General features: G+C 44.4%; 22 protein-coding genes. 19 read left to right on the top strand and 3 right to left on the bottom strand.

Features of this window, described 5'->3' with window-relative positions:
• Positions 1 to 1,023, bottom strand: coding sequence for an NADPH dehydrogenase NamA (namA, locus tag CHH48_RS03785; protein ID WP_095217978.1), 1,023 nt, complete (start codon positions 1,021 to 1,023; stop codon positions 1 to 3).
• 22 nt (positions 1,024 to 1,045) lie between these two features.
• Positions 1,046 to 1,783, bottom strand: coding sequence for a glycerophosphodiester phosphodiesterase (locus tag CHH48_RS03780; protein ID WP_095217977.1), 738 nt, complete (start codon positions 1,781 to 1,783; stop codon positions 1,046 to 1,048).
• 79 nt (positions 1,784 to 1,862) lie between these two features.
• Between CHH48_RS03780 and CHH48_RS03775 the strand changes: the two genes are divergently transcribed.
• Genes CHH48_RS03775 through CHH48_RS03765 form a run of 3 tightly spaced genes read left to right on the top strand, consistent with a single transcriptional unit; the run spans position 1,863 to position 4,693 of the window.
• The gene (locus tag CHH48_RS03775; protein ID WP_095217976.1) at positions 1,863 to 3,482 is read left to right on the top strand and encodes a M20/M25/M40 family metallo-hydrolase; all 1,620 of its coding nucleotides are present in this window, start codon (positions 1,863 to 1,865) and stop codon (positions 3,480 to 3,482) included.
• Between the two features lie 39 nt (positions 3,483 to 3,521).
• The gene (locus CHH48_RS03770; RefSeq protein WP_176466358.1) at positions 3,522 to 4,310 is read left to right on the top strand and encodes an SDR family NAD(P)-dependent oxidoreductase; all 789 of its coding nucleotides are present in this window, start codon (positions 3,522 to 3,524) and stop codon (positions 4,308 to 4,310) included.
• 14 nt (positions 4,311 to 4,324) lie between these two features.
• Positions 4,325 to 4,693 (top strand): iron-sulfur cluster biosynthesis family protein, encoded by a 369-nt coding sequence (locus CHH48_RS03765; protein WP_175073000.1) that lies wholly within the window; start codon positions 4,325 to 4,327, stop codon positions 4,691 to 4,693.
• A gap of 13 nt (positions 4,694 to 4,706) precedes the next feature.
• On the opposite strand, the gene CHH48_RS03760 is transcribed toward CHH48_RS03765, so the two are convergent.
• Positions 4,707 to 5,627 carry an aldo/keto reductase gene (locus CHH48_RS03760; protein WP_095217973.1) on the bottom strand — a complete coding sequence of 307 codons (921 nt, stop codon included), beginning with the start codon at positions 5,625 to 5,627 and terminating at the stop codon, positions 4,707 to 4,709.
• Between the two features lie 125 nt (positions 5,628 to 5,752).
• On the opposite strand from CHH48_RS03760, the gene CHH48_RS03755 reads away from it, so the two are divergent.
• From CHH48_RS03755 to spoVAD, 16 genes are all read left to right on the top strand, one after another.
• Entirely contained in the window at positions 5,753 to 6,301 is a 549-nt protein-coding gene (locus CHH48_RS03755; RefSeq protein ID WP_095217972.1) for an NUDIX domain-containing protein, read from the top strand.
• Between the two features lie 66 nt (positions 6,302 to 6,367).
• On the top strand, positions 6,368 to 7,003 hold the full coding sequence (gene spoIIM / locus CHH48_RS03750; protein WP_038561067.1) for a stage II sporulation protein M: 636 nt from the start codon (positions 6,368 to 6,370) through the stop codon (positions 7,001 to 7,003).
• Between the two features lie 108 nt (positions 7,004 to 7,111).
• A complete protein-coding gene (fur, locus tag CHH48_RS03745) occupies positions 7,112 to 7,603 on the top strand; it encodes a ferric iron uptake transcriptional regulator (protein ID WP_051748136.1) in 492 nt (163 codons plus the stop codon).
• A 160-nt stretch (positions 7,604 to 7,763) separates the two neighbouring features.
• Positions 7,764 to 7,973 carry a DUF4227 family protein gene (locus tag CHH48_RS03740; RefSeq protein WP_038561065.1) on the top strand — a complete coding sequence of 70 codons (210 nt, stop codon included), beginning with the start codon at positions 7,764 to 7,766 and terminating at the stop codon, positions 7,971 to 7,973.
• A gap of 5 nt (positions 7,974 to 7,978) precedes the next feature.
• Positions 7,979 to 8,863: a site-specific tyrosine recombinase XerD gene (gene xerD / locus CHH48_RS03735; protein WP_095217971.1), complete on the top strand. Its 885-nt coding sequence runs from the start codon at positions 7,979 to 7,981 to the stop codon at positions 8,861 to 8,863.
• Between the two features lie 24 nt (positions 8,864 to 8,887).
• A complete protein-coding gene (gene deoB / locus CHH48_RS03730; RefSeq protein WP_095217970.1) occupies positions 8,888 to 10,075 on the top strand; it encodes a phosphopentomutase in 1,188 nt (395 codons plus the stop codon).
• A gap of 2 nt (positions 10,076 to 10,077) precedes the next feature.
• Positions 10,078 to 10,902, top strand: a complete 825-nt coding sequence (locus CHH48_RS03725; protein ID WP_095217969.1) for a purine-nucleoside phosphorylase — start codon at positions 10,078 to 10,080, stop codon at positions 10,900 to 10,902.
• Between the two features lie 15 nt (positions 10,903 to 10,917).
• Positions 10,918 to 12,219, top strand: a complete 1,302-nt coding sequence (locus CHH48_RS03720) for a pyrimidine-nucleoside phosphorylase (protein ID WP_095217968.1) — start codon at positions 10,918 to 10,920, stop codon at positions 12,217 to 12,219.
• A gap of 107 nt (positions 12,220 to 12,326) precedes the next feature.
• The gene (locus CHH48_RS03715; RefSeq protein WP_095217967.1) at positions 12,327 to 13,487 is read left to right on the top strand and encodes a D-alanyl-D-alanine carboxypeptidase family protein; all 1,161 of its coding nucleotides are present in this window, start codon (positions 12,327 to 12,329) and stop codon (positions 13,485 to 13,487) included.
• A gap of 99 nt (positions 13,488 to 13,586) precedes the next feature.
• A complete protein-coding gene (spoIIAA, locus tag CHH48_RS03710) occupies positions 13,587 to 13,943 on the top strand; it encodes an anti-sigma F factor antagonist (RefSeq protein WP_095217966.1) in 357 nt (118 codons plus the stop codon).
• Complete coding sequence (gene spoIIAB / locus CHH48_RS03705) at positions 13,940 to 14,383, top strand: anti-sigma F factor (RefSeq protein WP_095217965.1); 444 nt, start codon at positions 13,940 to 13,942, stop codon at positions 14,381 to 14,383. Before spoIIAA ends, spoIIAB begins: the two co-directional genes overlap by 4 nt.
• A 9-nt stretch (positions 14,384 to 14,392) precedes the next feature.
• Positions 14,393 to 15,148 carry an RNA polymerase sporulation sigma factor SigF gene (sigF, locus tag CHH48_RS03700; RefSeq protein WP_095217964.1) on the top strand — a complete coding sequence of 252 codons (756 nt, stop codon included), beginning with the start codon at positions 14,393 to 14,395 and terminating at the stop codon, positions 15,146 to 15,148.
• 113 nt (positions 15,149 to 15,261) lie between these two features.
• A complete protein-coding gene (locus CHH48_RS03695) occupies positions 15,262 to 15,885 on the top strand; it encodes a stage V sporulation protein AA (RefSeq protein WP_095217963.1) in 624 nt (207 codons plus the stop codon).
• Entirely contained in the window at positions 15,866 to 16,282 is a 417-nt protein-coding gene (locus tag CHH48_RS03690; RefSeq protein WP_095217962.1) for a stage V sporulation protein AB, read from the top strand. The genes CHH48_RS03695 and CHH48_RS03690 overlap by 20 nt, the downstream gene beginning before the upstream one ends.
• A gap of 16 nt (positions 16,283 to 16,298) precedes the next feature.
• Positions 16,299 to 16,760, top strand: a complete 462-nt coding sequence (gene spoVAC / locus CHH48_RS03685; protein ID WP_095217961.1) for a stage V sporulation protein AC — start codon at positions 16,299 to 16,301, stop codon at positions 16,758 to 16,760.
• Positions 16,761 to 16,765: 5 nt separating this feature from the next.
• Entirely contained in the window at positions 16,766 to 17,776 is a 1,011-nt protein-coding gene (spoVAD, locus tag CHH48_RS03680; protein WP_095217960.1) for a stage V sporulation protein AD, read from the top strand.

The raw sequence follows: 17,776 nt of genomic DNA, 5'->3' as shown, positions 1-17,776 counted from the left end.
TTACCAGCCCCGTTTATACATAACCGGCGCTTCCAATGTATAATTCAGCTGTTCGGCCGCTTCGAGCGGCCAATATGGGTTGCGCAGCATTGCGCGTGCGACAAAGACAAGGTCTGCACGTTCATTTTGCAATATTTCCTCAGCCATTTGTCCGTTTGTAATTAATCCGACAGCTGCAGTATCGACAAGAGCATGCTTTCGTATCCGTTCTGCATGAACCACTTGATAGCCAGGATACACCGTGGATGGACCTTCAGGGACGACTCCTCCTGTGCTGCAGTCGATCAAATCGACTCCTTGCCGTTTCATTTCAATGCTGAAGTAGATAAAGTCATTTATACCATTGCCGCCTTCTGCATATTCATCTGCAGAAATACGGACGAATAATGGACCATCCCAAACCTGCTTGACTGCATCGAGCACCTCTCGGAGAAAACGATAGCGGTTTTCACGTGCTCCGCCATAGGAATCAATTCGCTTGTTTGTCAGTGGAGAGAGAAACTGATTGATCAGATAACCGTGAGCAGCATGGATCTCAATTACATCGAATCCAGCTTCCTTTGTACGAATGGCAGCCTTACGATAAGCGTCGACCAATTCGTTTATCTTATCTTCTGTTAAAGCTTCCGGTGCGATGGATTCACCATCCCATGGCACATTACTTGGTGCGACAATTGGATCTTCTGCTCTTGATTTTCTGCCGGCGTGACCAAGCTGGATACCGCTTTTGCTGCCATGAGCCTGAATTCTATCGCTGACGGCACGAAGTCCTTCTATATGAGCATCAGACCAAATGCCAAGGTCTTGATCGGATATTCTTCCTTCTGGTGTTACAGCCGTAGATTCCAAGAAAACAAGTCCAGCTTGCCCAATCGCCCTGCTTTCATAATGGGTGATGTGAAAAGGAGTGACTTTGCCATCTTTTTCTTCGACGCTGTACATACACATCGGGGAGACGACAATGCGATTTTTAAAGGTACGGTTTTTGTATGTGATAGGCTGAAATAATTTAGGTGTAGCCATTGTAGGACCTCCGATTGTTTGATTAACTAGTGATATAGCCCTTTTGCAATTCGAGTGCCCGATCTGGCACATCCGAGATGATAACATCACAATTCGCTTCAAGAGCACGCAGTATATAAACTGGCTGGTTGACTGTATATACCCGAATAGGCACCTGATGCTGCAAGCAATCTTGAATAAGTTTCTTATTCAGCAAGCGATATTTCGGGTGTAAGGCTTTCGCTCCTATCTCTTCCATCAAGGAGAAAAGCTGACGCGGCCGTCTTGATGTAAGGAAGCCTGTATCTATTTCGTTATCCAGTGCAGAAAAACGAAGAATAGTATCTGTGTTAAAGCTTGATATGGTCGTCCTATCTTTCATCCCATGGTAGGTGAGGCACTGTAAGACGATTTTCTCGATACCAGGGTACGGAAACTTATTTGTCTTCAGCTCCAGGTTGAGAAGCATAGGAGTCTTTTTGATCCATTGCAGAAACACATCCAATGAAATGATCTTCTCACCGGCATAGTCACGAGAGAACCAGGCACCGGCATCTGTTTGGCGCAGTTCTTCATATGTAAGATTTCGAACCAATCCACGTTTGTTCGTCGTGCGATTGATTGTTTCATCATGAATGATGACAGGTACTTGGTCTTTCGTCAGCTGCACATCGGTTTCGATGCCGTCAGCCTGCATCAGTTCCGCCAGCCGAAAAGCGGCCATCGTATTTTCTGGTGCATATTTGCTGGCACCGCGATGTGCAAAGATTTTGGTAGACATGGTTTCACCCCGAACTTGGACGTATAGTTGAATTGTGCGAGAAAAACTGGCAAAAGTCAATTTGAAAGGACGTGCATGTATGAAACAATGGCAATCGAAGGACGAATTAGTTGCGTTACTGGCAGAGCTTGTCGAAATCGAGAGTATTACAGGTTCTCCCGAAGAGATCCGTTTTCCGGAGCATGTTCATGCCCTTCTGGAACAAAAGCATTACTTCCAGCAGCATCCGAATCACTTGCAGCTTCATCCGTTGAAGGACGGCCGTCAGCTTTTAACGGCACTAGTAAAGAAATCTGACAAAAAAGATACTATCATCCTGCTCAGTCACTTTGATGTCGTTGGAACGGAGGACTTTGGCACGTTTCAGCATCTAGCTACTAAGGTGCATGATTTGACTGCGGCTTATTTGAATGATGAAGTAGAACTGCCAGCGTATATTAAAAACGAAATTCAGCAAGGTGAATGGCTTTTTGGCAGAGGGACGATGGATATGAAGGCTGGGCTGGCAATCCATCTTTCCATGTTAGAACGTGCAATGGATGATAGTTTTGACGGAAATATCCTATTTTTGACAGTACCGGATGAAGAGGTGAATTCTGCCGGTATGTTGCGAGCACTCGAAGTGCTCCAGCAGCTGCAATCCACTGAGGAGCTGGTATATAAATTATGCATGAACGGAGAACCCGTGTTCAGCAAATACCCAGGTGATACAGGTAATTATATGTATAGCGGTTCTATCGGCAAAGTACTCCCAGGATTCTTTTGCTATGGCAAGGAAACACATGTGGGTGAGCCCTTTGGCGGACTGAATGCTAACCTGATGATCAGTTATCTGTCACAGGAATTGGAGCTGCAGGAGTCCTTCATTGAAGAAGTGGACGGGGAAGTGACTCCGCCGCCGGTAAGCTTAATGCTGCGTGATCTGAAAGAGGCATATTCTGTGCAGACTCCTGTATCTGCTGTGACGATGTACAATGTGCTGTTTTTGGAACAATCCATTCAAGAGATAAATACGAAATTAAAGCAAGCAATGGAGAGAGCTGCTAGGAAGATAGAAAGACATTATCAGCAAAAAGCCAGTCTTTCTGCGGCAAAATCGAATGCTTTTCAGCCAATAGCTTTCAAAATTAAGACTATGTTTTATGAGGAACTTTATGCGCATGCTGTTAAACGGTTTGGTAAGACAAAAGTGGAAAGAAGGCAAAACCGGCTCGTAACGACTCGGAAGGAAGGGGACCGTGATTTTTCGACTAAGCTTGTCAAAGAACTGGTGAGCATGTGTCATGATCTAGCTCCTGTTATTGTTCTTTTTTACAGCCCGCCATTTTATCCTGCCGTCTCATCTAAGAAGGATGCTTATATACAGAATTTGATTGCTGATATTCAATCTGATGCAAAAGTTAGGTTTTCTACAGAATTGACAGAAGTACAGTTTTTCCCTGGTCTATCTGATTCCAGCTTCATTGGAAAGCCAACTTCAGGAACGGCGATACAGGATCTGATATTGAATATGCCATTGCAGCAGAAAGGATTCACGCTGCCGGCTGACCTGATGAAAGGGTTGCAAATGCCAGTTTTACATCTGGGACCTTACGGTAAGGATGCACATCAGTGGACAGAGCGTCTGGAAGTGAACTATAGTTTTGGCAAGCTGCCAGACTTGATGGAACGTGCCATTCGGTTTGCATTCCGTACATAAACATATTGAAAGATGGGTAAACAGAAAGAGGTACAGCATATGGAAGCAAACAAGAAAAGCCTATTGATTACCGGAGCTTCAAGTGGACTTGGAAGAGAACTTGCCGTTGAAGCAGCAGCAGCTGGCTATCAATTGCTGCTCGTCGCAAGATCTGAGGATAAGCTGAAGCAGATAGCAGAAGAGCTTAATGAACGATTCCAGACGAATGTAACATTATACAAGGCAGATCTGAATAACCCCGATGAATGGCAATCAGCCTTGCAGCAGATCGTTAGGGAAAATCAGCGTATTGATGTATTGATCAATAATGCGGGCGTCGGTTATTTCCGTCTTTTCACCGATACAGACCCAACGCAAATAGAAACGACCATGCGAGTTAATTCCTTGGCAGCAATGGAAGCTTCAGCAGCAATACTTCCAGTTATGCTGAAGCAGGGTACAGGACATGTAATAATGATTGGTTCGATGGCTGGTAAAGTAGCCACGCCTAAAGCGGCAGTTTACGGCGCAAGTAAACACAGCATTATCGGCTTCAGTAATGGACTGCGCCAGGAGCTGAAGCCATACGGGGTTCATGTTACAACGGTAAATCTTGGACCGATGGACACAAACTTTTTTGACACAGCTGACCCGAGCGGACGATATCGTGAGGCGAGTGCTCGCTATATGCTGCAGCCTGATAAAGTGGCCCGTAAAGTCATTTCTAGCATCGGGAAGAACAAGCGTGAAATCAACCTTCCTAGCTGGATGGGAATAGGCAGCAAGGTGTATCAGCTAATGCCGGGTCTGGCGGAAATACTGCTCGGCAAACAGTTCAATAAGAAATGAAGGAGGAAGAAAATATGAAATTGACGGTTACAGAAACAGCTCTAGAAAAAATACAAGCATTACAAGATGAGACTCATCGTTATCTGGTTTTATTTTACGATACAGTAGGAATCGGCTGTAAGGTGAATGGCATCCCGACAGTCCGTCTTGCAGAAGAACCGCGAGCGCATGATATCGATGTTGAGAGTGAAGCGATACCCGCATTGATAGACCAGCAGCAGGAAGTATTTTTTGCCGAGGAAGTGAAGCTCGATTTCAGTAATAATGTATTTCGTTTATCCAGTAAGGAAGGCTACTTGAACGCACTGATTCCGCAAACACACCTGACTCAAACGGATTTCATAGAGAAAAAAACAGAAGCTAGCAGGGGAGATTCCTGCTAGCTTCTAATTTGTATTATCGATGGCTGGTATAAGTGATTTGCCGAGTGAATTGCTGAAGCTTTTCGTACATTGCATCAGGCAGCCTTTCAGTAGGGAGTTTGGCATTCTGCTTTACCTGCTCCAAAGAACTTGCTCCCATAACAGCACTGGCCAAAGCGGGGTGCTGCAGCACATAACGTACAGTTAACGAGGTGACGGAAGTTTGTTCCTGCTCAGCCAGTACACTCAGTTTTTCACTGGCAGCCAGCAGTTCCTCGTAGGTGTGAGTCAGATAGCCATCTGCACCTTTTTGTTTTACCTTCTCGCTGGCTTTGTCACTCAGCATCCCTTTGGCAACACTGCCGCGTGCAAATACACTGATATTGTTATCTGTCAAATAATCGAGTACTTTCTCTTCTGGTCGTCTGTCCAGTAAGCTGTATTGCATCATAACACTGACGATATTCGAACGCTTCACATATTCACGGATGACATTCGGACGGATGGAGGAAATACCGTAATAACGGATCAGGCCTTCTTTTTTCAACGTTTCGAATGCATCGATCGTCTCGTTAATATTGTCGTCCATCGTTCCTCCGTGAAGCTGGTAGAGATCCAAGTAATCAGTTTGCAGTCTGCGGAGGCTTTCTTTAATCTGTGACACAATATATTCCTTACTCGCATCCCAATGCCATGACTCTCCTCCAGGATCTAGCCGGTTCCCGACTTTGCTGGCAAGAATGACTTTGTCTCTTCTGCCTTTGAATGCTTTTCCGACAATCTCTTCATTTTTACCTTGATCATATAAATCTGCTGTGTCGAAGTAATTGATACCTAGATCCTGTGCTTCGTGAAGCAGCCGGATTCCTTGCTGCTCGTCAGTACCGATACTCATTGTCCCAAAAGATATTTCAGAAACTTGAAGATCAGAAGTACCTACTCGTCTTTTCTGCATCGTAAGGTCCCACCTTTCTTTTTATCCTACGTGTTCAGTGTAAGCGTAAGCAGATCAGCAGACAACTTATGTGTCCCGGACAAGCTGTGGTAAGATGAAAGAAGCGATATAAAGGAGTGTACATAATGAAGAAATTTGAAGAAAAAACAATCGATACATCCTCCATTTATGAAGGTAAAGTTATCTCTTTAAGAGTAGATACTGTTTCTTTACCAGATGGAAAGACTTCTAAACGGGAACTAATCAAACATCCTGGTGCAGTAGCTATCATCCCGATAACAAAAGAAGGGAAAATAATTTTTGTTGAGCAATACCGAAAAGCACTGGAAAAATCGATAATTGAAATCCCGGCAGGCAAGCTTGAGCCTGGTGAAGAACCAGAAGTGACGGCTGTAAGGGAGCTTGAGGAAGAGACAGGCTATACAACTAAAAAATTGAAAAAGCTTGGATCATTCTATACATCTCCAGGCTTTGCAGATGAATTACTTCATGTATACGAAGCAGATGATATCGAACTCCTTACTCAAAAGGTAGTCGGTGATGAGGATGAATTTGTCGAGTTGATGGAACTGACTCTGGAAGAAGCGGAAGAGCTTGTAAAAGAAGAACGAATTCATGATGCGAAAACAATGTATGCCCTGCTTCATCTACGATTGAAACACGTTAACAAGTAACAGTTCTATCAGACAGGCTTCCGTCATAGATTCTAGTAACTAGACTAGAATACGGAGGCAGATAAGATGAAACAGCGGGAGTTTATTCTTTTTCATCATTTAAAGCAGCATGCTACAAGCTACTTGTTCATGCTTGTTTTATTTCTAATCGGAATCATATTCGGGGCGATTGTTGTTAACAGCATGAACTTTACGCAAAAGGAAGATTTGTTTTATTATCTGGAACGGTTTTTTGCACAGCTTCAGCAAGGACAGGTGATCAGCAAGCAGGAGATTCTCCAATCAAGTTTTCTTGCTCACCTCAAGTTTCTGCTCTTTCTGTATGTGCTCGGACTTTCTATCATCGGCATACCGATCATCTGGATGCTGCTGTTCAGCAAAGGGCTCATGATGGGGTTCAGTGTTGGATTCCTTGTCAATCAGCTCGGCTGGAAAGGACTTACGCTTGCAGCAGCAGCTGTTGCTCCGCAGAATCTAGTCGTCATCCCGCTATATCTTATTGCTGGCACTAGCGCGATGCTGTTTTCTGTTACACTTTTGCGTAAGCTTATCGCCAAGCGATCTCCATTATCATTAAGGCGATACTTTTTCCAATACAGTACCATTTTTCTGGTGCTTATTGCAGGTTCGGCTGCTGCGTCTATCATTGAAACTTTTCTTGCGAATCCGCTTCTGTCAATGCTTGTAAATGATTTGCTGTGAGATAATCTATTAAGAATAATTATAATTAGCTGTTTATAATAATTATAATTTGACACCTTTTTCGCAATCAGTATATAATAAGTGTGGGATTACGAGGGAGGAATTCACTTGGAACACCGCATTGAACGCATAAAGAAGCAATTACATGCGCAGAGCTACAAGCTGACACCGCAGCGGGAAGCAACGGTACGTGTGCTGCTGGAGCGAGAAGAGGACCATTTAAGCGCTGAAGACGTCTACCTCCTCGTAAAGGAAAAAGCACCGGAAATCGGTTTGGCTACTGTATACCGTACACTGGAATTATTATCAGAATTGAAAATTGTTGATAAAATAAACTTCGGGGACGGCGTTTCCCGCTATGACCTTCGCAAAGAAGGGGCAACGCACTTCCATCACCACCTTGTCTGCATGGAATGCGGATCCGTCGAGGAAATTGATGAAGACCTTCTAGAGGACGTCGAGAAGATCGTCCAAAGTGACTGGGGATTTAAGGTGAAGGATCACCGCCTTACTTTCCATGGTATCTGCCGTGTCTGTCAGGCTAGTGAGAAGGAAGAAGAGCTCGAAGCAGCCACTGTGCAAGTGAATCGAACATCATAAGCAGATGAAGCCTTTCCAAGTAGATGGAAAAGGCTTTCTTTCGTTTCACTAACTAATTTACAAAACAAGAGGAATGAGGTAACGTTATCCTGTACGTATAAATTCCGCCTTCTTTGGCATAGTCTGTTACAAAGACAAGCCAGAGAAAGGGGACGTATACATGAAGCGATTCATCTTCGACACCTGTAAACTTCTGCTCGTATTTGTAGCTTGCTCCACATTCTTCTATTTTGGATTACGGTTCATCCATAGTGAATATGAGAGCTATCACCGCTATGACCCTCCAGAGGGAAATGCAGTGAAAGTTGCAGCAATGGAGCAGGAAAGTCTAGTGGATAGGATGACGTTATTCTTCCGGTTAGGAGAGTAGGATAGATGCAGGAAGCACTGGATGACTTTATCCATTATTTGCAGATCGAACGGGGTCTTTCGGAGAATACACTGCAATCCTACGCCCGAGATCTGCGTACATATACAAGATATCTTCAGGAAAATGAAGTGCAAGAGTGGGCACAAGTGACTCGAGCCAAACTGACTGCCTATTTGCGCTGGCTGCATGATGATGGGAAATCAGCTGCGACGATAGCACGGACATTATCCAGCATCAGACTCTTCCATCAGTTTTTGCTGCGCGAATACGGACTGAAGGAAGATCCGAGTATACATATCGATACACCGAAGAAAGAACGCAAGCTGCCGAAGATCCTTTCTTCTGATGAAGTGGACAAACTGCTCACATGTCCAGGAACTGATACATTGACGATTCGTAATCGCGCGATGCTGGAAACACTATACGCAACAGGACTGCGGGTATCAGAGCTCTTGGCATTGGAACTGGATGATCTTCATCTGGAAATGGGCTTTGTCCGCTGTTTCGGGAAAGGATCGAAGGAACGGATCGTTCCGCTAGGAGATATGGCAAAGGCGAGGCTGGAGGAATATTTGAACCGGTCCCGTAAGGTCTTGCTAAAATCCAAAGCAAGCGACATCCTGTTTGTGAATCATCATGGAAATCCTTTATCTCGACAAGGATTCTGGAAGGTGTTGAAACAGATAGCCCGGGATGCCGGGATTCAGAAAGAAATCACCCCACACACACTGCGTCATTCATTTGCAACGCATTTGTTGGAGAATGGGGCTGATTTGCGTGCTGTTCAGGAAATGCTCGGTCACGCTGATATTAGTACGACACAGATTTACACGCATGTGACGAAAACAAGACTGAAGGATATTTACAAAACACATCATCCTCGGGCTTAAAGATTTAAATTAGGAGGCTTTAACTTGGATTTCAAACGCGTATTTCTTATAGTAATGGATTCTGTCGGTATTGGAGAAGCACCGGATGCAGAAGCTTTCGGTGATAAAGGAGCAGATACACTCGGTCACATCGCTTCTCACCGCGGCGGTTTGCAAATGCCTAATATGGCGGCTCTTGGCCTTGGTAACATCCGAGAAGTAGAAGGTATACAGGCTGCCAAACAGCCAAAAGCGTTTTACACAAAAATGGAGGAAGCATCTAATGGCAAAGATACAATGACTGGGCACTGGGAAATCATGGGCCTGCGTATCGATCAGCCTTTCCGCACGTTCCCTGATGGTTTTCCAGATGCATTGCTTGATGAACTGAAGCAGCGGACTGGACGAGGTATTATCGGTAATAAACCAGCTTCCGGTACAGAGATCTTGGATGAACTCGGAGAACAGCATATGAAAACTGGAGATATGATTGTTTATACATCTGCAGATTCCGTTTTACAAATTGCTGCCCATGAAGATATCATCCCGCTTGATGAGCTGTACAAAATTTGTGAAATCGCACGTGAGATGACATTGGATGATCCTTATATGGTAGGACGCATCATCGCTCGTCCATTCGTTGGTAAACCAGGTGCTTTTGAACGTACTTCGAACCGCCATGACTATGCATTGAAGCCTTTCGGCAGAACGACCATGAATAGCTTGCAGGATGCGAACTTTGATGTCATCGCTCTAGGAAAGATTTCTGATATTTACGATGGTGAAGGTGTGACAAAGTCTGTTCGTACGAAGGATAATGACGATGGTATGACGAAGATTGTAGAAAGTATGGATGATGATTTTACGGGCATCAGCTTCCTTAACTTGGTCGATTTTGATGCGAAATATGGTCATCGCCGCGATCCGGAGGGCTATGCACAGGCGCTGGAGGATTATGATAAACGGCTTCCAGAAGTACTTGATAAACTGAAAGAAGACGATTTGCTTATTATTACAGCTGATCATGGTAATGACCCTGTTGCGCCTGGGACAGACCATACACGTGAATATGTGCCATTGATTGCTTACCATACTGGTACTGATCAAGGAGTGGAACTGGAATTGCGCAATACATTTGCAGATATCGCTGCGACGATTGCAGATAACTTTGGTATCGAAATGCCAGAGCACGGAACAAGCTTTTTACAAGCATTGAAGAAGAAGGGGAAATGAACATGCAGGCTGAAGCGATCAAACAGGCAGCAGATTATATAAAAGAGAAACTGACTAGCACACCAAAGATTGGCCTAATTTTAGGATCTGGACTTGGAGTACTGGCTGATGAGATTACAGAAACAACAGTCGTACCTTATGGAGATATTCCGGGATTCCCAGTTTCGACGGTCAGCGGACATAAAGGTCAACTTGTCATCGGAAAGCTAGAAGGACAAGATGTAATAGCTATGCAGGGACGGTTCCATTTCTATGAAGGATATCCGATGGAGCTCGTGACTTTACCTGTCCGTGTAATGAAGGCTCTAGGTGTTCAATCATTGATTGTTACGAATGCAGCAGGTGGAATTAACGAAAGCTTCGAACCAGGCGACTTGATGCTGATCACAGATCATATCAACAATATGGGGACAAATCCGCTTATCGGACCAAATGATGAAGAGCTGGGAGCTCGTTTCCCGGACATGTCTTCTGTCTACAGCAAAGAGCTTCTAGGCTATGCGCGTGAAGTGGCCGCTAGAATCGGACTTGGAGTGAAGGAAGGCGTTTATGTCGGTAATACAGGTCCATCTTATGAAACAGGTGCTGAAGTGCGGATGCTTCGAGTTTGGGGCGGAGATGCAGTCGGTATGTCTACAGTTCCGGAAGTGATCGTTGCCAGTCATGCCAAAATGGAAGTTCTGGGTATTTCTTGTATCTCCAATATGGCAGCTGGTATCCTTGACCAGCCGCTTACGCATGATGAAGTGATGGAGACAACGGGTCAAGTTAGGGAAGATTTCCTGCGTTTCGTAAAAGAAATTGTTAAGCAGCTTCCAATAAAATAAAGCAGGTGAACGAATATGAGAATGGTTGATTTAATTACAAAAAAAAGAGATGGCGGTACGCTCTCCAAAGAAGAGGTAGCCTTTTTCGTCCATGGTTATACAAAAGGGGATATCCCTGATTATCAGGCTTCTGCCTTCTTAATGACAGTCTATTTCAATGGCATGACAGAAGAAGAAACAGCTTGGCTGACAGAAGAGATGGCCAACTCTGGCGAAACATTTGACCTTAGCAGCATCGAAGGTAAAAAAGTCGATAAACATAGCACAGGCGGTGTAGGAGATAAAATCACCTTGATTACAGGACCGCTTGTCGCTGCTATCGGAATTCCAGTTGCGAAGATGTCTGGCCGCGGTCTTGGTCACACTGGCGGAACATTGGATAAACTTGAATCCTTCAATGGCTTCTCAATTGATTTGAGCCGCGAGCAATTCATGGGATTGGTGAATGAAAATAAACTTGCAGTAGCTGGTCAGACCGGTAACCTGGCACCAGCAGATAAAAAGCTATATGCGCTGCGTGATGTTACAGGTACGGTTAACACAATTCCACTCATCGCAAGCTCTATCATGAGCAAAAAGCTGGCATCTGGTGCGGAAGCGATCGTACTTGACGTGAAAACAGGTTCTGGTGCTTTCATGAAATCATTGGATGACTCCAAGAAATTGGCAGAAACAATGGTTAAAATCGGTAAGAATCTCGGCCGTCAGACGGTTGCTGTCATCACGGACATGAACCAGCCGCTGGGATTTGAGGTTGGAAATAGCAACGAAGTGAAAGAAGCAATCCAAGTCTTAAGTGGTGAGAAGATAACAGATTTACGTGAAATTTCCGTTGAATTGGCAGCTCATATGGCACTTTTAGCAGATAAGTTCTCAAGCTACGAGGAAGCCCGTGCGCATCTGGAAGCATGCTTGGATAACGGAACTGCATTGGCAGCTTTCCGTACGTTCATCGGCGCTCAGGGCGGCGATACGGCGCTTGTCGATAACCCGGAACTATTACCACAAGCGGATTATCATATTGAAGTAAAAGCACCTGTTGCTGGTTTCGTTCACAGCATTGATGCGGAAGGAATTGGAACGGCAGCTATGTATTTAGGTGCAGGTCGTGCGACAAAAGATGATGACATCGATCATGCTGTTGGTATCACCTTGAAGAAAAAGCAGGGAGATGCTGTAGAACAAGGCGAAACAATTGCGATTTTGCACGCACGTGATGCACAAGCTGTGGATTCCGTGACTAAAGTATTAGCTTCATATACTATCGATACAGCTCAGCCTAAAAAAATGGAACTGATATACGACGTCATTTCCTAATGTTAAGCAGTCCTTTTTAAGGGCTGCTTTTTTTTGTGTGCAAAATATTAATAAATCATTTCATTTGGGAGATTCTAACTGTATTACCGTAAACGGAGGAACCTTAAATGAAAAAAATGAGTCTATTAAGTTTGCTGATCGCTTTCGTTATTAGTCTTATGGCACTCCCGCCACAGACTTTTGCTGCAAAACAAGAAGAAAAGACAGCTAAATCAACTATTTTAATCGAACGTGATACCGGTCGTGTCCTGGCAGGTGAAAATATGGAGGAGCAGCTTCCGCCAGCCAGTATGACAAAAATCATGACGATGCTACTCATTATGGAAGAAATCGAAGCTGGTAAGCTGCGATATGATGAAAAAGTCAGAGCAAGTGAGTATGCAGCAAGCATGGGCGGATCACAAATCTTCCTTGAACCTGGAGAAGAAATGACAGTGAAAGATCTCCTTAAAGGTGTCGCTGTTGCATCAGGTAACGATGCTAGTGTAGCACTGGCTGAGAAGATTGCAGGTACCGAAGATGGATTCGTCCAAAAAATGAACGAGAAAGCAAGAGAACTCGGCCTGACTCATACAAAGTTCCAAAATGTTACCGGCCTTCCTGCTAAAGATCATTATTCGACGGCTAAAGATATGGCGATGATGGCCAGAGCATTGCTTGAGCATGAAGAAATCACTGAATTTACAAGTATTTATGAAGATTATCTGCGCAAGGACACCGACGATCCATTCTGGCTTGTCAATACGAATAAGCTAGTAAAGTTTTATCCTGGTGTTGATGGCTTGAAAACCGGATTTACAAAAGAAGCAAGATATTGCCTCACGGCTACCGCCAAGAAAGATGGAATGCGGGTTATAGCAGTCGTAATGGGCGCTGAGACACCTAAGCAGCGGAATAATGAAGTTTCCCAGCTGCTCGATTATGGTTTCAACCAGTATACGATAAAGCAGCTTTATAAACAGGACCAGACCGTGGCCAAGCTTGATATGCTGAAGGCTCGCAATAAAGATGTACCAGTAGTGACTAGCACACCAGTGTCGCTGCTTGTCAAAAAAGGGGAAAAGCTTGGGGAATTGTCGACGGAAATCGTCTATAAACCAGAGCTCTCCCTTCCGCTAAAAGCAGGGGAACAAGTAGGTGTGCTTGAAGTGAAAGCCGATGGTAAACATGTTTCTTCAACGCCGCTCATCATGAAAGAAGACGTTCCAAAAGCAAGCTATTGGCTGCTGATCAAACGCAGCTTTGACGATGTGGTGAAATTTCGCTGATTCTGACTAAGACGTGCGAGTTTTTTCTATTTTTGTCACTCGAAAGGTATTCGCCTTTTTCTGCAGAAATCTATAAGCAGATAAGGGAGGAGAAAATCTATGGGGTTGACAGTTGATTATGAATTGAAGGAAACCATTTTGCTGGCACGTCTGAACGGGGAGCTCGATCATCATACAGCGAGCGATTTAAAAGAAAGCTGGCAGCTTGCCCTGCAGCAGCCTGGCATCAAACATATGGTTCTGAATCTGGAATCTCTTTCATTTATGGATAGCTCTGGACTAGGTGTCATTCTTGGCAGATATAAAGAACTAAAAGCAGAAGGAAGGGAAATGGTCGTCTGCAGTCTTACACCGGCTGTAGACAGACTGTTCCAGTTATCCGGACTATTCAAGATTATCCGATTTGAAGAAAATGAGCGCTATGCGCTGGAAACTTTCGGGGTGGTATTATCATGAACACGAATATGATGCGGTTTTCCTTTTCGAGTCAAAGCAGGAATGAAGCTTTTGCCCGTGTAACAGTTGCATCCTTCGTCTCACAGCTGGACCCGACAATGGACGAGCTAACCGAAATCAAAACAGTCGTTTCTGAAGCAGTAACCAATTCCATTATCCATGGTTACAATTCAGATCCAGACCAGATGATCACAATTATTTGTGCACTGTCTGATGATGAAGTGGAATTGATCATTCAGGATGAAGGTGTTGGCATTCCAGATGTAGAGGAAGCAATGGAGCCTCTTTACACATCAAAGCCTGATTTGGAACGGTCCGGCATGGGTTTTACGATCATGGAGAATTTCATGGATCATGTATATGTGCATTCAAGGGAAGGCGAAGGCACAACAGTGACGATGAATAAGCAGTTCAATCGAAGCAAAGCCATGAGTCAGTAGGTGGGAAATATGGATGTATATTTGAAACAGCAGAAGGCAAAAGAACAATTGACCGATAAGCAAGTGAAAACATACATCCAGTTAAGTCAGAATGGTGATAAAGAAGCAAGGGACATCCTTGTCGAAAGAAATGTACGACTCGTCTGGTCTGTCGTCCAGCGTTTCATTAATCGCGGTTATGATCCTGATGATCTGTTCCAGATTGGATGTATTGGGTTGATTAAGTCAATTGATAAATTTGATTTGTCATATGACGTACGCTTCTCCACATATGCGGTACCGATGATCATCGGGGAGATTCAACGTTTTATCCGCGACGATGGCAGTCTGAAGGTCAGTCGCTCACTTAAAGAAACAGCCAATAAAGTAAGAAAGAAAAAAGAAGAATTAACAAAAGAACTCAATCGAGTGCCGACAATTCAGGAAATTGCCAAGGAGCTGGAGCTGTCACCGGAGGATATTGTCCACGCGGAAGAGGCTGCCAAGCTGCCTCATTCAATCCATGAGACAGTTTTCGAAAATGATGGAGATCCGATCACTTTATTGGACCAGATTGCCGAACAGGACGATAACTGGTTCGATAAACTTGCCTTACAAGAAGCGATTCAATCACTTGGTGAAAGAGAGCGGCTGATCGTGTACTTGCGGTTTTACAAAGATCAAACGCAATCTGAAGTATCAGAACGGCTCGGTATTTCCCAAGTCCAGGTTTCCCGTCTTGAAAAGAAAATTTTGGCTAGTATAAAAGAACAGCTGGAAAAGTAGCTTCTGCACATCGTGCAGAAGCTTTTTTTATTGCCTGTAATTACCAGCATGTTTTCCTGTGCTTTTCCCATACTAAGTACAGAAACCCTTCTTCATAGGAGGAGAGGTGTATTATGCCAGCTATTGTATATATCCGGTTCATCCGGAAGATCACTATTTCTCCAGAATCCGTGATCAAGCTCAAAGATATCGCTCATATCGCGAATGCTGGAGATTATAAGGAACGCATGCTCGACACCGTTATCTACCGTATAACTAAAAAAGACAGCAATATCGTTGTCCTCGATTGTTTCTCGGTATTTCAGCAGCTGATGAAGCTCTTCCCGGAGCATGAACTGCAGCTGATCGGCGCGGAACAAACGATTGTCCATGTCCAGCATGCAAAGAAACGCACTGTATGGCCTCTCGTCATTCTCATCTGGCTGCTTTTGTTCATAGGGTCGGCAATGACGATCATGAATTTTCATTTCGATGTTGCGATGGAGCCGGTGCAGCAGCAGATTCACTTTCTGTTGACTGGAGAAAGGCTTGTGCATCCGCTTTGGCTGCAAATTCCGTACAGCATTGGCATCGGAGTGGGAATGATTCTCTTTTTCAACCATGTATTCAAGAAGCGTTTGAATGAAGAGCCTAGCCCTCTGGAGGTAGAGATGCACAAATATCAGCGTGATATGGATGTTTATGTAGCTTATCACGAAAACGAATTGGAACAGCAGCATGTGGATCGCCACAGTTGAACTGCTGATCGGGCTCAGTGCCGGGCTTGCAACTGGAGCAGGATTTGTTGCTTTTCTGACTGTACTAGGTATTATTCCGAGATTGGTGCAGCTTAGCAAGACACAGAATTTCCTGATTTCATATGAAGCAGGTGTCACTGCCGGCGCTTTCGCCGGAACAATTCTTTCCTTCCACTATTTTCATTTTCATGCGCCGACTCTTCTGATCACGCTTTGGGGTCTTTTGCATGGTATATTCGTCGGAATGCTTGCTGCAGCTTTGACAGAGGTGCTGAATGTATTCCCGATCCTGACTAGACGAATTGGTCTGGATAGTAGTCTGATCTGGTTCTTTATGGCAATCGTCCTGGGGAAAATCACCGGATCCTTGTTCCAATGGCTTTTACTTTCCTACTAACTAAAGAGGTGACATCATGGATTCCAAGTTCAAGAAAGAAAATTACACCGATACAGCAAAAACGTATTATCCGAAAGTCCCATACGTCAGAAATTGTTTAAAAGCTTTCTTAGTCGGCGGTTTTATCTGTCTCATTGGAGAGCTGCTAACTAAATTTTACATGCAAGTCTTTGATATGTCCCAGCAGGAGGCTGGAACGCCTACTGTCACAACATTAATCCTTATATCTGCGATATTGACAGGACTTGGTGTATATGATCGGATCGCGCAATTTGCCGGGGCAGGATCAGCAGTGCCGGTAACAGGATTCGCTAACGCTGTGACAAGCGCTGCCTTGGAATATAAATCGGAAGGTTATGTGCTCGGTGTGGGTTCCAATATGTTTAAACTTGCTGGCAGTGTCATTGTATTCGGGGTTACGTCGGCTTATATTGTCGGCATTATCCGATATATATTCAACCAGCTGATCGGGGGATAAAGAAAATGGTGAAATTAGGCAAGCAATCCTGGACGCTGAATCAACAGGTTTATATTCAAGAAACAGGTACGAGTGTAGGACCCAAGGAATCAAAAGGTCCATTAGGAGATTCCTTCGATAAATCTTATGATAATTTATATTGCGGTGAAGATAATTGGGAAATGGCAGAAAGAAAGCTCTTGCAGGATGCTATCCAAATAACGTTGGAGAAAGCTGGTTTGAAGCAGCAACATATTGATATGTTCATTGCTGGAGATCTTCTGAACCAGAATGTGAGTGCCAATTACACAGCACGTGACATGGATATGAGCTATCTCGGTATGTTCGGAGCTTGCTCCACTAGTATGGAAACGCTGGCTGTAGCATCTCAATTGGTCGATGCAGGAGTGGCAGATCGCATTTTGACGGCTGTCTGCAGCCACAACGCAACAGCAGAGCGTCAATTCCGTTTTCCAACCGAATACGGTAATCAGAAACCAGCTACAGCAACTAGTACAGCCACTGGAGCTGGATGTGCACTAGTAAGCCGTGAAAAGAGTCAAATCCGGATTGAGGGAGCAACGATCGGTAAGGTAGTCGATTTCGGTGCAACGAACGCATTTGACCTTGGAAGCGCAATGGTTCCGGCAGCATATGACACGATCAAGCGGCATTTGAGCGATTTTGGCCGTACACCTGCTGATTATGATCTAATAGTTACTGGTGACTTATCGAGCGTTGGTTCTCCTATCCTAAAGGATATGCTCCGGAGTGATGGAATCAATATTGATGCCGTACATAAGGATTGCGGCAACTTGCTTTATAACAGTGATCAAGGAATGCTCGCCGGGGGCAGCGGTACAGCCTGTTCCGCCATTGTGACGTATAGCCATCTTTTGGATGAGATGCGGAAAGGGACCTACAAACGGATACTTGTTACCGCAACTGGTGCATTAATGAACCCAACACTGATACGTCAAAAGGAATCGATACCAGCTATCGCACATAGTGTCGTACTCGTAAGGGAGGAGGGATAA

The sequence above is a fragment of the Terribacillus saccharophilus genome (genome assembly GCF_002272075.1).
In the GTDB taxonomy this organism is placed as follows: domain Bacteria; phylum Bacillota; class Bacilli; order Bacillales; family Amphibacillaceae; genus Terribacillus; species Terribacillus saccharophilus_A.
The sequence above is the reverse complement of the archived record's forward strand: the minus strand, read 5'-3'. Positions and strand labels throughout refer to the sequence as shown.

What these genes read in the sequence shown, in the direction of transcription:
- CHH48_RS03720 (WP_095217968.1), top strand. Translation starts at nt 10,918, where the DNA reads ATGAGAATGGTTGATTTAATTACAAAAAAAAGAGATGGCGGTACGCTC.
- spoIIM (WP_038561067.1), top strand. Translation starts at nt 6,368, where the DNA reads ATGAAACAGCGGGAGTTTATTCTTTTTCATCATTTAAAGCAGCATGCT.
- CHH48_RS03755 (WP_095217972.1), top strand. Translation starts at nt 5,753, where the DNA reads ATGAAGAAATTTGAAGAAAAAACAATCGATACATCCTCCATTTATGAA.
- CHH48_RS03765 (WP_175073000.1), top strand. Translation starts at nt 4,325, where the DNA reads ATGAAATTGACGGTTACAGAAACAGCTCTAGAAAAAATACAAGCATTA.
- CHH48_RS03690 (WP_095217962.1), top strand. Translation starts at nt 15,866, where the DNA reads ATGTGGATCGCCACAGTTGAACTGCTGATCGGGCTCAGTGCCGGGCTT.
- CHH48_RS03715 (WP_095217967.1), top strand. Translation starts at nt 12,327, where the DNA reads ATGAAAAAAATGAGTCTATTAAGTTTGCTGATCGCTTTCGTTATTAGT.
- xerD (WP_095217971.1), top strand. Translation starts at nt 7,979, where the DNA reads ATGCAGGAAGCACTGGATGACTTTATCCATTATTTGCAGATCGAACGG.
- CHH48_RS03760 (WP_095217973.1), bottom strand. Translation starts at nt 5,627, where the DNA reads ATGCAGAAAAGACGAGTAGGTACTTCTGATCTTCAAGTTTCTGAAATA.
- CHH48_RS03725 (WP_095217969.1), top strand. Translation starts at nt 10,078, where the DNA reads ATGCAGGCTGAAGCGATCAAACAGGCAGCAGATTATATAAAAGAGAAA.
- sigF (WP_095217964.1), top strand. Translation starts at nt 14,393, where the DNA reads ATGGATGTATATTTGAAACAGCAGAAGGCAAAAGAACAATTGACCGAT.
- spoVAC (WP_095217961.1), top strand. Translation starts at nt 16,299, where the DNA reads ATGGATTCCAAGTTCAAGAAAGAAAATTACACCGATACAGCAAAAACG.
- namA (WP_095217978.1), bottom strand. Translation starts at nt 1,023, where the DNA reads ATGGCTACACCTAAATTATTTCAGCCTATCACATACAAAAACCGTACC.
- CHH48_RS03780 (WP_095217977.1), bottom strand. Translation starts at nt 1,783, where the DNA reads ATGTCTACCAAAATCTTTGCACATCGCGGTGCCAGCAAATATGCACCA.
- spoVAD (WP_095217960.1), top strand. Translation starts at nt 16,766, where the DNA reads ATGGTGAAATTAGGCAAGCAATCCTGGACGCTGAATCAACAGGTTTAT.
- spoIIAB (WP_095217965.1), top strand. Translation starts at nt 13,940, where the DNA reads ATGAACACGAATATGATGCGGTTTTCCTTTTCGAGTCAAAGCAGGAAT.
- CHH48_RS03770 (WP_176466358.1), top strand. Translation starts at nt 3,522, where the DNA reads ATGGAAGCAAACAAGAAAAGCCTATTGATTACCGGAGCTTCAAGTGGA.
- spoIIAA (WP_095217966.1), top strand. Translation starts at nt 13,587, where the DNA reads ATGGGGTTGACAGTTGATTATGAATTGAAGGAAACCATTTTGCTGGCA.
- CHH48_RS03775 (WP_095217976.1), top strand. Translation starts at nt 1,863, where the DNA reads ATGAAACAATGGCAATCGAAGGACGAATTAGTTGCGTTACTGGCAGAG.
- CHH48_RS03740 (WP_038561065.1), top strand. Translation starts at nt 7,764, where the DNA reads ATGAAGCGATTCATCTTCGACACCTGTAAACTTCTGCTCGTATTTGTA.
- CHH48_RS03695 (WP_095217963.1), top strand. Translation starts at nt 15,262, where the DNA reads ATGCCAGCTATTGTATATATCCGGTTCATCCGGAAGATCACTATTTCT.